Genomic DNA, 13,290 nt, shown 5'->3' on the forward strand with positions numbered 1-13,290 from the left:
CTTCAATTTTGAAAAGGGAGTAAAAAACGCTCGTCAAAGCTTATTGTAAATGAAGTTGTATCCCCCTAGCTAAAGGTACAGCTAGAATAAAAAAGCTTACCCCTTCTCCCCCCAGCGTTTGACGGCTTGTTTTAACCATTCCGGAGCCTGATCCATGGGTGGCATCTTACCTTTGTTTTCCGACGTGAGTTGAATGGCCCGACGTTCCATTTCAGCTAATGAGGGTACGTTCCACTGGGCTCGTTCTTCATCCGTGGTACTTGGGTCTATGTCCCATAACCGGTACCGAACTCCATCGGGAACCAGTTGCGTACCGTATTTTTGGGCTTGACCCTGGTACATGTGCCAGCGGTCCAATGCGGCTGCGGCTAACCATTTCCCTGCCGGATTGCCCAATTCTACGCTTTTCAAGGCTAACTGGTGAGCCGACCAGATTTCGTCGATGGTATCTCCGTGCTGAAAAATGAGGGCCGCGTGGTAGTAATCCTGAGCGGTAGTAACTTGCCCTTCGTTAATCAGGGTCTGAACCTGTTTACGCCGCTCCCGATCTCTGGTTCGTAAGGTCTCGTAGGCCGGAGTACCTACCTCCGGGTGATGAATCCGTTCGTTCTGATCCGCTTCGAAAAGCGTACGTAAGGCATCCGACATACAAGCTGGCTCGGTAAAATTTCGGTGTAAAATGAAACGATTCTAAAAGACTCAATGCTCAACGAGATGTCCCTCGTTTTTATTCAATACCTTCCTTGCTAAGAAGAGGCAATTTGCATCGATAGTCGGAATTCGGCGGGCGTCATACCCGTTTTTTTCTTGAATAGACGACTGAAGTACTGCGGATATTCAAAACCAAGCTGGTAGGCCGTTTCATTGACCGATGCGGAGGTGACCAGGAGTAATCGTTTTGCTTTTTCAATCAGGGTCTGGTGAATGTGCTGCTGGGTATTCTGACCCGTAAGCGTACGAAGCATATCACTCAAGTAAGCCGATGATACATTCAGGTCATTGGCCAGTTGCTGTACAGTAGGAATGGAATGATCGCCCGGTTGAGCAAAGTAAGCCGCGAGACGGGCTTCAAAACGCGTCAGTAGTGAATCCGGCTCCCGATTGGATGCAGCATTCCGGCGGGTTAGAAACTGTCGGTGATAGAATCGGTCGGCATAGGTTAGCAACAGGTCAATCTGAGCGACGAGCACGTCCTGACTAAACAAATCAATGGGCCGCTCTACTTCCGCCCGAATGGTATCGATGAGCTGATTAAGCGTAGCTTCTTCAGCAGCCGACAAGTGCAGGGCCTCGTTGGTTGCGTAGGAAAAGAAACCATAACGCATAATTTTCTGACCCAAGGGGTATTTAGCCAGCAGGTCGGGATGAACTAGTAAGCTCCAGCCCTTCAGGCTTTCAAAGATTTCGGCGAGCTCCTCCGCACTGGCCGCATTGGCCAGCCAGCATCCTTGTCCGGGTGCCAGAAAGCTTAAGACTCCCTCGTTGAAATCGTAGGAAGTGTGTCCATAGCGAATAGCCGCCTTACCCAAACCCTGTTTAAGTGAAATCAGATAAAATTGCTGTATGACCGGAGTCAGAACGGTCGGGGGAATCACGTCAATAGATTGCTGATGCGTAGCCTGTAAATCCAGCACGGTGAGCAGAGGATGCAGGGGAGCGGGTAAGTCGTAAAACCGCGTATATGCGGTGACGGTTTCCAGTACGGTAAAGGGAGTCGGTTTTGCTTTCATACGCAGTTTAATCCGTTGCAGGCAGAAACAACGGACTTAAGGTTGTTGTTTCTGCCTGATCAAGTTAGCTGAATGAAGGGTACGCTTCGCCAGCGGTACTACCCACGGGGAGCAGGGCGTCCAGTTCGGCTAATTCAGCGGGGGAAAGCGTGAGGGAGGCCGCCGCTACGTTTGCTTCCAGGTACGTCCGCCGTTTCGTACCGGGAATGCACACAACTTCTTGAGCCAACACCCAAGCCAGGGCTAGCTGAGCGGGCGTTGTATCTTTAGTAAGAGCCCAGCTTTTGAGTTTCTCAACCAGTTCGAGGTTTTTATAGAAGTTTTCACCCGTGTACCTTGGAAAATACCGACGGGAATCATCCGGAGCAAAATCATCCGGACTTTTAATTTCACCCGATAAAAAGCCTCGTCCTAAGGGTGAGTAGGCAACAAAACCAATGCCCAGTTCCCGGCAAAGAGCCAGCATCCCGTTTTCTTCAACACTGCGGTCAAAAAGCGAGTATTCTGATTCGAGGGCGGTTAGGGGATGAACGGCATGAGCCTGGCGGAGCGTATCCGCATCCACTTCCGATAAGCCGAGGTAACGGACCTTCCCTTCTTCAACGAGTCGGCTCATGGCTCCTACGGTATCTTCAATGGGCGTTGAAGGGTCCAGCCGGTGCAGGTAATATAAATCGATGTAATCCGTTTTGAGTCGGCGGAGCGAACCTTCGATGGATGTACGAACGTACTCCGGCCGACCGTTAAATCCGTAATCCCAGTGGCCCTGTTCATCGAGATGAAAGCCAAACTTGGTCGCCAGGATATACTGATCCCGTCTGCCAGCAATGGCCTGACCAATCAGGGTTTCATTGTGTAAGGGTCCGTAAATATCGGCAGTGTCGAGCATGGTCACCCCTAATTCACGGGCCCGGTGAATGGTGGCAATACTTTCGGCGTCATCGGCAGGACCGTAAATCGTACCCATGGGAGCGGGCGACATACCCATGCAACCCAGCCCTTCAATAGAAACCTGTAATCCCTGACTACCTAATGCAACAGAGGGGAGCGTGTTCATAGCGTTGGATGGTTAATAATTAGCACACGACAAAGGTCCGCGATAGGGCGTACGTCCGGATTATACAAATTGGAGCTTATCGAATACAAAACGCGTTTCGGTGAGGTTTTACCGGATACAAATGGTAGAAAGAAGCGGATCAAATCCGAAGGATCTTTCTTTCTGAAACCCTAAAAAAAAAGCAGGAGTCCAACTCAGTGTCAGACTCCTGCTTTTTCAATAAGTACTACTTTTAAATTTTTGATACGGGTTTTAAAGAACTTCAAATCTTTAGCCCCGGTGATAAATCTCAGCCCAGGTGCGGAGTTGCTTTTCGTGAACGGCGGTAAACTGCTCGGGCAGTAATCGCCATTTCCAGCAGGCACTGTTTCCGGCGGGTGTGTTCATCCGGGCCTTTTCATCCAGGCCCAGTACATCCTGCAAGGGCAAAATGGCCGTTTGGGCCACGGAAGCATAGGCCAGCCGAATCATAACGAAATGAATCGTTTCTTCGGACAAGGAGCCGCCCACGTATTTTTCCAGGTTGCGGTGCTCTTCCGGGGACAAATCCTGCCGGAACCAACCCTTCGTCGTGTTATTATCGTGTGTACCCGTATACACCAGACTCAGCGGCAGGTGATTATGCGGAATATTGACCGAACGAGGCATGTCGTCGCTAAAGGCAAAATGCAGTACCCGCATACCGGGCAGCATAAATTCATCCCGCAATTGATACACATCCTCACCAATATCGCCTAGGTCTTCGGCAATCAGCGACAGACTGCCCAGTTTTTCCTGCAAGACCTGGAAAAATTCGGCTCCGGGGCCGGGCTTCCAGGCTCCGTTTTTAGCCGTTTTTTCTTCGGCGGGTACTTCCCAGTAACTGGCAAAGGCCCGGAAGTGATCCAATCGCAGGCGATCGTACAATTCCATGTTCTTTTCGATCCGATCGATCCACCAGTCGTACTGGCGGGCTTTCAGCACGTCCCAACGGTACAGGGGCATGCCCCAGCGTTGCCCTTCTTCGTTGAAATAATCGGGTGGTACGCCCGCTACGCAGGTCATTTCACCCTGTTCATCCAAGTAGAAAATTTCTGGGTTGGCCCACACATCCACAGAGTCGTAGCTGGGATAAAAAGGCAGGTCGCCCAGGAATTGTACATTCTGCTGATTGCCATACGCCCGCAACTCCCGCCACTGCTGGAAGAAAATGAACTGCACCCACTTCTCGTAGGTAAGTTCCGCTTCGTGTTCGCAGGCAAATGCGATCAGGGTTCCCGACTCCCGCATTTTATAGGGTTGCGGCCACTCAGACCAGGACTTTTGCTGCTGGTAATTTTTGAGTACAACAAACAAGGCGTAATCGTCGAGCCACTCGGATTCCTGCTGACAAAATTCACGGAATGCGTTTCGCCAGTAAATGGAAGCCGATTGTTGAAACTTCTGGTAGGCCTTAGCCAGCATCTGGGTCTTCAACTCATTGACCTGCTCGTAATCAACCTGCGACTGAGCCGGGAGCTGATACGGTTCCAGGTCCTTCAGCCAGCCGTGTTCCTGTAACTTTTCCGGACTAATCAGCAGGGGATTGCCCGCCCGGCTTGAGATGGAACTATACGGCGAATACGCCTGATCGACTCCCGTTGGATTGAGCGGTAACAGCTGCCAGTAGCTTTGTTTACTGCGGGAAAGGGCATCCACGAAGGCCTGGGCCTGAGGTCCCAGATCACCAATACCAAAGTTGGACGGCAACGAAGTGACGGAAAGTAAGATACCCGCATTGCGGTCCAGCATTTCCGGTTCGCCCTGTAATAAAGCCAGGGGTAACTGATGGAATAAATCCTGTACGCGTAATGATTCGACCGGCATTCCCAGCAAATTCAGCCAGGTTTGGGGAGCTTCTTCGGGTACTACGATCTGCGTATCCTTCCAATCGATTTCCAGAACCGAACACTTCTGCTTTTCCCCGAGTTGGGCCGCGTGCAGCGGTACGGCTACGATGAACCAGTTTTGCTGGTACCGGCGGGCAAAAGCCAGGACGTGCTCGGCGTATGCTCCAGTCACCTGCAAGGGCAGATACAATCCTTCCGCGAAGGTTTCCGCATGTTCGCCGCGTTTCAGAAAGAGCTGATGCGTCAACCAGAGTTTAATTTGTCCGGTAAAGCGACGTTTCCACAGATCAGCTACCGTAACCCGATCCAGTTCATCCAGCCATTGCTGGCGAAGCTGGTAATCAACGGGTCGGCGGTTGTCCGGATCTACTAAACTCAAATCCCAGGATTCCGTACCCTGATACACGTCCGGTACGCCGGGAGCAGTAAATTTCAATAGCGTCTGAGCCAGGGAATTGACAATGCCCCAATCGGCTATTTTCCGGTGGAAGGGCTCGAATGCGGCCCAGAATTCCCCTTCTTGATCCAGCAATTGTCCGGCAAAATCCTGAGCCGCCTGCTCGTAGGCCTCATTCGGTTTGGTCCAGTTGGAGTGGAGTTTAGCTTCCCGTAAGGCTTTTTGCAGGTATTCGTTGAGCCGTTGTGGGAACTCATCTTCGTCCTGCCCCGGCATGGGGTACGCCCCGAGCACGGTTTGGAAAATAAAATACTGATCGCTGGGGTCCAGTTCCGCGTGGCGATGGGCCGCTGACCATTCTTGCACGGTCTTAAGCCATTGCTGCGGTAAATCGGTGAGTACGTTAAGTCGGGCTCGTACATCCTCGCCCCGCTTGGTATCGTGCGTGGAGGTACCGTTCAGCGACAAAGGCCATTTTTGCTGCCGATCCCGCATGAGCTGGTGGAAGTGCTCCGGGTTAAGGCCAAATTCGGCTACGGAATCACCCACTTCATTGTGACCAATGAATCGGTGATAGGTATACAGCAGGGTATCTTCCACGCCTTTCGCCATAAGCGGTCCCGAAAACTGCATACACCGCTGGTAGAAGGGCAGAGATTCAGACTGATTAAACAGCGTATCCTGTAAAGCCGTCAGTGTCTTCTTTAATTTCGGCTGATCCGATTCAATGGCAGCAAATACCGCACGGATCGCTTCCTGTTCAGCGGGCTCCAGGGGCCACTGGTTACCGTAATTGCGGTACACCGGACAATAAATCAGCCACTGGGCAATGGCTTCCCGCAAGTCTTCTTCTGCCAGTTCGGGAAGGTCCAGTTGACCGTATAACCGCACCAGATTGGTCAGCTCGCCCGCCATATGATCGAAAAGAATAGCCGCTTTTTTGCGATGAATCTGTTCGGTAATGGGGGTACGATCGCCCGTCAGTTTCTCGTAATAGTTGGTAAAAGCCTCTTCACTGGCGGTGTTGGTAAACAGGTTATTGACGTACGAAAGGAAATCGTAACCCGTGTTGCCTTCAATGGGCCAGTATTCGGGTAACTCTTCACCCGGCTCAAGAATTTTCTCTACCGTCAGATACGTTTCCGGTCCGGCCAGTTCCCGTAGCTGTTGCAGGTACGCGGTCGGATCATATAACCCGTCGATGTGATCAACGCGGAGGCCCTGAAAGACCCCCGTGTCCACCAGCGTCTGGATGTACTTGTGAAAATGCTCGAATACCTCGGGTTGCTGGATGTTGAGACAAATGAGGCCATTTACCGTAAAGAACCGCCGAAAGTTGATTTGCGTATCGGTTTCCGCGTAAAAGCAGAGGCGGTAATACTGTTCGTCGGCGAGTTGCTGAATTTTTTCCGGGTCTTTGTTCCAGCTTTCCAGTAACTCCTCCAGATCCGCATGTAGCTCCGTTTGCTCGGCCAGAGGCGTCCAGATCTGTTCAACGAGTGTTACGCCATATAAACCATCGTCTTCGATACGTTCCAGTTGCTGAAAGGCTTTCGAAAGGGAGGCCGCTTTGGGCAGGGCTTCCAGTACTCGTCCAATCGAAGGTGTACTCAAGGGGAAATCCATTTCATTCACTACCAGCACCAACTGCTTGTTGTGGTAGGCAACTTTCAAGTCGCCCTTTTGGATTACCTTTTCCAGCGATTCACCGAGGAAGGGAGCCATAATCTGGCCCGGACTGACGGGATTATCCCAGTCAATATCAAAAAATGAAGCGTAAACCGAACGTTTGCCCTTTTGAAAAACATCCCAAATCCACAGGTTCGAAGGGGTGTAAGCCATGTGATTGGGTACGATATCCTGCAACCAGCCAATGCCTTTTTCCTGGAGCTGAGACTGAATCCGCAGTAAATCTGCTTCCGTTCCAATTTCAGGATTGATCCGGTGGGGATTCAGTCCATCGTAACCATGCGTACTGCCGGGCGTTGATTCGAAAATGGGCGAGGCGTACAGCGTTTGAATGCCCAGTTTCTGTAAATAGGGTATAATGGCTTCGAGTTCCTTAAAGGAGAACGCCTTGTGAAGTTGAAATCGATAAGTAGCGATGGGGTTATTCATGGATGTATAGGAGAATCGACTCCGGTTGAATGGTGAGCCCTGAATCAGGTAAAATGACCTCAGGAGCACCTAAAGGGCCGTTCCAGCGAACATCGGCGGAGTCCCAGCGTTTATGCCAGGCCAGCTTCGCCTCCGGTACGGGTACGGCCTGAGGCTGCTTAGAGAAATTCAAAAGGATGAGAATATCCTGTTTTTCGTGCCAGCGACGAATAATCAGTAAATCCCGGTCTTCGTCTGCGACCACCTCCATTTGACTACGATCCAGATTTTTAAGAGCCGGATGAGCCTTACGAAGGGCAATCAGTGCCTGATAATACCGGAATAAGGTTTGGTGGTGTTCTTTTTCAAGTAAGTCCCACTGTAACTTGGATTGCTGAAAGGTTTCTTCAATAGTCGGATCGGGAGCCTCGCCATCACCACTATGGAAGTAGGCAAACTCTTTGCGGCGACCTTCCCGTACCAACGCTGAAAGTTTGGGATCGGTGTGGTCGACGAAGTACAGAAAAGGATTCTCCTCGGCCCATTCTTCACCCATAAACAGTAAAGGCAGGTAAGGACTACATAATACGGTTCCGGCCAGTAATTTAAGCATTTCAAAGCTTACCAGCTGGCTCGTACGTTCGCCCATCATGCGGTTTCCGACGTGGTCGTGGTTTTGAGAGAATACCACGAATTTTTCACCCGGAATCTGGTCCGTATGCACGCCAAATTTCTTGTGACGGCGAAAGGAGTACTGACCTGTATATACGTAAGCATCACGGAAGGCTTTCGCCAAGTGATTCATGCCATTCATTTCTTCGTAATAACCCATTCGTTCTTCCCCGGCCGCTACGCGGAGGGCGTGGTGGAATTCATCACTCCACTGGGCATCCATGGCGTATCCGCCCTGTTCCATGGGTTTGATGTAACGGGTATCGTTCAGGTCCATCTCCACAATCAAATAGTGAGTACGGCCCGTTTGTTCGCTCAACGCGTCTACGTGCTGCTTGATTTCCTGCAGAATGTGGTACGGACTAAAATCGCGGATGGCGTGTACGGCATCCAGACGGAGGCCGTCGATGTGAAAATCACGAAACCACATCAACACGTTCTCGATGAAAAACTGCCGTACGCCATCGCAGTGTTCATCATCAAAGTTTAGCCCATCTCCCCAGGGCGTGGAATATTTATCGGTAAAATACGGCCCATACTGACCAAAGTAATTGCCATCTGGGCCCATGTGGTTGTATACGACATCCAGAATTACGGCCAGTCCTTTATCGTGGCAGCGGTCTACCAGGTGTTGCAGGCCGCGTACGCCACCATACGAGTGCTGAACGGCAAACGGATACACGCCATCGTAGCCCCAGTTCCGTTTTCCGGGGAACTGAGCGATCGGCATGAGTTCGATGGCCGTTACACCCAGGGAAATTAAATGATCCAGTTTTTCTTCCAGAGCCGCAAAAGTGCCCTCGGGCGTAAAAGTGCCTACATGAAGTTCGTAAAAAATGTAATCGGCGAGCGGCAAATTTTGCCAGTGCTGGTCGTGCCAGTCGTAATCGGATAAATCAACAGCCTCGGATACACTATGGACCGTTTCGGGCTGCGACAAAGAGGTAGGGTCGGGCAGGTGTTTACCATCGTTTAATACGAACTGGTAGGTGTCACCCGGTTGAAGCTCGGTAGTAGTTAATTCCCAGTAGCCGAAGCCATCTTTTACCAGTGGATACATCGTATTGGATTTGGTCAGATGGATAGCGGCGTGTTCCAGGAGGGGAGCCCACAAAACAATGTGAGCTTCCCCCGTAGAACTGAAATTAACCCCGAGCGTGCGAGAACTCAGGTTAATGGATTGCATAATTTACTTGTGCGTAGAAAGTGGATTTTTGAGCACAACGACGGAGCGAGCAGCCACGGTGATTGTATCATCGGGTTGGAACTTTTCTCCTTCTTCGTCTACCAGAGCCGTACTCGTATCGAGTACTTTGATCCAGGTCGTGCCCCATTTTTCAGGTGGAATTTTGTAATCAATCGACTCATAATGGGCATTGAAGAGAACGTAAAAATTGTCATCCACAATGCGTTTTCCCGTAGCACTGACGGATCGCAGGGCGTGTCCGCTCATGAAGATTCCCAGCGATTTGGCGAAGCCGTTTTGCCAGTCTTCATCACTCATTTCGGTCCCTTCGGGTAAAAACCAGGCAATGTCTTCCACTCCCGTACCTTTGATGGGTTGACCTTTGAACCAACCCCGCCGGCAAAATACGGGGTGACTCTTGCTAAAGCGAATCACCTTACGGGTAAATTCCAGCAACTCCTGATCAGCGGCCTCCCAGTTCACCCAGGAAATCTCATTATCCTGGCAGTAGGCGTTATTGTTGCCCTGCTGGGTACGACCCATTTCATCCCCGGCCACGAGCATAGCTACGCCCTGGGAAAGGAAAAGCGTGGTGATGAGATTTCGCTTCTGCTGGGCTCGTAAGGCTATGATTTCGGCATCTTCCGTGGGACCTTCTACCCCACAGTTCCAGGATCGGTTGTGGCTTTCGCCATCTTTGTTGTCCTCACCATTGGCTTCGTTGTGTTTGTCATTGTACGAAACCAGATCATTGAGTGTAAAGCCGTCGTGAGCTGTAATGAAGTTGATACTGGCCGTCGGGCTGCGGTACCCTTCCTGATATAAGTCGGGACTTCCCAGAAAACGTTGAGCAAATTCGCCCAGTTTACTATCCGCTCCCCGCCAGTAGTCGCGTACGCAGTCACGGTACATACCGTTCCATTCGGCCCAACCCGGAGGAAATTTACCTACTTGGTAGCCACCTTCACCCACATCCCAGGGCTCGGCAATGAGTTTCACCTGTGAAATGATCGGATCCTGATAGATAACGTCGAAGAAGGAGTTGAGTTTGTCAATTTCGTGCAGACCCCGAGCCAGTGTTGAGGCCAGGTCAAACCGGAATCCATCCACGTGCATTTCCAGAATCCAGTAACGCAAACTATCCATGATGAGCCGCAGTACGTTGGGTTGCATCACATTCAGCGTATTGCCCGTACCGGTATAATCCATGTAGTACCGGCCATCGTGCAGGCGGTAGTAAGCGGCATTGTCGATGCCTTTGAACGAAAGCGTAGGACCCATTTCGTTACCTTCGGCGGTGTGGTTGTACACCACATCGAGAATGACTTCGATACCCGCTTTATGGAGTTCCTTCACCATCGTTTTGAACTCGGTAACCTGTTCGCCTTGTACACCGCTGCTGGAATAACCCGCGTCCGGAGCGAAGAAAGCAATGGTATTGTAGCCCCAATAATTCGTCAGGCCTTTTTCGACCAAATGACTGTCTTTGACGAAGGCGTGGATCGGCATCAGTTCCACCGAGGTAATACCCAGATCCTTCAAATACTTGATCGTAACCGGGTGACCTAAGGCTGCATAACTACCACGGATTTCTTCGGGAATGTCCGGGTGTAACTGCGTAAAGCCTTTGACGTGGGTTTCGTAAATAACGGTTTTGTTATACGGTACTTTAGGAGCTACGTCATCTTCCCAATCAAAACTCGAATCGACTACTACCGATTTAGGTAAAAAGGGTGCACTATCCTCTTCATTGAAAGAAAGATCATCTTCACCTATTTTGTAGCTAAACAAGGAATTATCCCATTCGACCGTACCAGCCAACGCTTTGGTGTAGGGATCAATGAGTAATTTATTGGGATTGAATCGATGCCCGTTTTCGGGTTCATACGGACCATGAACGCGGTAACCGTACAATTGTCCGGGTTTCAAACCGGGTACATAGACGTGCCAAATGTGATACGCTCGTTCTTCTAAAGGAATGCGAACGGTTTCTTTGGCGTTGGAAACTTCATCGAAGAGGCAAAGGTCAATACCAGTAGCATTTTCAGCAAAAATGGCAAAATTTACGCCCTTGCCATCGTATTTAGAACCTAGTGGAAAGGGATCACCAGGATACGTAGTAGTGGACTTCATGTGCAAATATGGGTGTTAGTGTATGGTTCAGGCAGCACCCGGATGCTGGTTGAGCGAGTTTTTTTCTGCGATCTGCAAGGGGGCAGAATGGGTGGCATGAACCAATTAAATGTTGTAAAAAAAGTATCCGATACGCGAATTGAGGAATAATGGGGAGAGAGTGCGGCAAAAATACCTACGTATCACCCAATGCGTAATAGCTAAAAATGTTTTGGAATTTATAAAAAAAAGGGCTGTATCCATCATCTCGATGGATACAGCCCTTTTTTTTATGGAGCATAATACGCATTACACTCGCTCGGGTTGGCTTTGATAGACGGTCACACTCCAAGGAGATACCGTAAGTAACGTCTTGTCATATACGTGATCTATGGCAGGGCTTGCCTGACTGTCTTCCAGCCAGTTGGCTTCCTTGGAATCCAGAATTTTCTTCCAGGTATGTTCCAGAGGCGGTACGGTATAGGAAATATCCTGAGTGGACAGATTGAAAACGGCCATCAGGTGTTCCTGGCCGGAATCGTTCTGTCGAAAGAGTACATAACCGGATTCATCGATGACGTGTACCCGTACGTCATTTTTGCAGTAGTTCTGAAGCAAGGGAATTTCCCGTCGCATCCCGATCAGGGTTTTATACCATTGTCGAATGAGCTCGTGTCTGCCCTGTGTACGTTCTTCCCAGTGCAAAATTGAATCACGGAACGTTTGTTCGTCCTGCGGGTCCACATGGGCCTGATCTTCGCTGAACGATTTGAAGTCTTCTTTACGGCCCTCCTGCACCATTTTGATTAACTCCGGCTCGGAGTGATGAATGAAGTATAGGAAAGGAGCCCGCTCGGCGTACTCTTCACCCATAAACAACATGGGAACGTACGGGGCTAGCAAGAGGGCTGCCGCCGCTACCTTCAGACGCTCGGTGTCAATGAGTGAGGAAAGCCGCTCGCCCAACAGCCGATTGCCCGCCTGATCGTGATTATCCAGAAAAGCAATAAACTGATCGCCCGGGATACCGGCTGAAGAGGCCCCGTACTTACGCTTGCGGAAACTGACATATTCCCCGCTGTGCACAAAGCCGTCGGTATAGGCTTTGGCAATCTGATCCATCCGGCCAAAATCCCCGTAACGTTTCTTGCCTTCTTTTTCATCCAGAACGGCGTAGAAGGAGTGATGGAAATCATCCAGCCACTGAGCCGTAAAGCCAAAGCCACCCGCTTCCGGTTTTTTGAGAATGTGGGGACTGTTCAGATCGCTTTCGGCAATCAGCGTAATCGTACGTCCCAGCTTCAATTCCAGCTGATGCACTTTACTGTACAGGTAAGCCCAGAGGTTAAGGGCCCCCTGGTCAAACACCGTGTGAATGGCATCAAAGCGAAGCCCATCGATGTGAAAATCTTCGATCCAGTACAAGGCGTTGCCTACGAAGAAATCCCGTACACCATCCGAATAGGCTCCGTCAAAATTCAGGGCATTGCCCCAGGGTGTACAGTACTTTTCCGTGAAATAGGGACCATATTCCGACAGGTAATTTCCCTCGGGGCCCAAGTGATTATAGACGACATCCAGATACACGGCAATGCCCGCGACATGACAGGCATCCACGAGTTTCTTTAGCCCTTCGGGACCGCCATACGAGTTTTGGGCTGCGTAGGGAAATACGCCGTCATAGCCCCAGTTCCGACGACCGGGAAATTGAGCAATCGGCATGATTTCCAACGCATTAATACCCATATCCGCCAGCTCAGTAAGCCGGGGAATGATGGCTTCGAAAGTGCCTTCCGGGGTAAACGTACCCACGTGCAATTCGTAGATTACCGCTTCGGGTAAGGGAATACCCCGCCAGGCAGCATCCTGCCAGGCGTAGGCGGCGGGATCAACTACCTCGGAAGGCCCGTGTACACCCTGGGGCTGAAAGCGAGAACCCGGATCAGGGTAGGACTGCTGATCGTCAGGGCGAAAAAAATACTGTGAACCGGGCGGCAAGTCGGATACTTCTACGTAAAAATACCCCTCGGCTTCCGGTTGCATCTCGATCCTTTGGGGCTGAGGGAGGACTATGTCCAAGACCATGCGTTCCTTTTCGGGAGCCCATACCCTAAATGTACATTGATTGTTGCCTTGATAATCAGAACCAATTCTTTTCATGACTGTGGGGA

General features: G+C 50.6%; 7 protein-coding genes. All 7 read right to left on the minus strand.

What is annotated here, in order from left to right; genetic code table 11:
* Positions 1–96: 96 nt before the first annotated feature.
* Positions 97–648, minus strand: a complete 552-nt coding sequence (locus C5O19_RS20885; protein ID WP_104715317.1) for a hypothetical protein — start codon at positions 646–648, stop codon at positions 97–99.
* A 98-nt stretch (positions 649–746) separates the two neighbouring features.
* A complete protein-coding gene (locus C5O19_RS20890; protein ID WP_104715318.1) occupies positions 747–1,730 on the minus strand; it encodes a helix-turn-helix domain-containing protein in 984 nt (327 codons plus the stop codon).
* A gap of 64 nt (positions 1,731–1,794) precedes the next feature.
* On the minus strand, positions 1,795–2,787 hold the full coding sequence (locus C5O19_RS20895) for an aldo/keto reductase (RefSeq protein WP_104715319.1): 993 nt from the start codon (positions 2,785–2,787) through the stop codon (positions 1,795–1,797).
* A 270-nt stretch (positions 2,788–3,057) separates the two neighbouring features.
* Positions 3,058–7,170: a malto-oligosyltrehalose synthase gene (gene treY, locus C5O19_RS20900; RefSeq protein WP_104715320.1), complete on the minus strand. Its 4,113-nt coding sequence runs from the start codon at positions 7,168–7,170 to the stop codon at positions 3,058–3,060.
* The gene (gene treZ, locus C5O19_RS20905) at positions 7,163–9,007 is read right to left on the minus strand and encodes a malto-oligosyltrehalose trehalohydrolase (protein WP_104715321.1); all 1,845 of its coding nucleotides are present in this window, start codon (positions 9,005–9,007) and stop codon (positions 7,163–7,165) included. Before treZ (C5O19_RS20905) ends, treY begins: the two co-directional genes overlap by 8 nt.
* 3 nt (positions 9,008–9,010) lie before the next feature.
* Complete coding sequence (gene glgX, locus C5O19_RS20910) at positions 9,011–11,140, minus strand: glycogen debranching protein GlgX (protein WP_104715322.1); 2,130 nt, start codon at positions 11,138–11,140, stop codon at positions 9,011–9,013.
* Positions 11,141–11,428: 288 nt separating this feature from the next.
* Positions 11,429–13,279, minus strand: coding sequence for a malto-oligosyltrehalose trehalohydrolase (gene treZ / locus C5O19_RS20915; protein ID WP_104715323.1), 1,851 nt, complete (start codon positions 13,277–13,279; stop codon positions 11,429–11,431).
* Between the last annotated feature and the right edge of the window lie 11 nt (positions 13,280–13,290).

The organism is Siphonobacter curvatus, from assembly GCF_002943425.1.
GTDB classification, from domain to species: Bacteria; Bacteroidota; Bacteroidia; order Cytophagales; family Spirosomataceae; genus Siphonobacter; species Siphonobacter curvatus.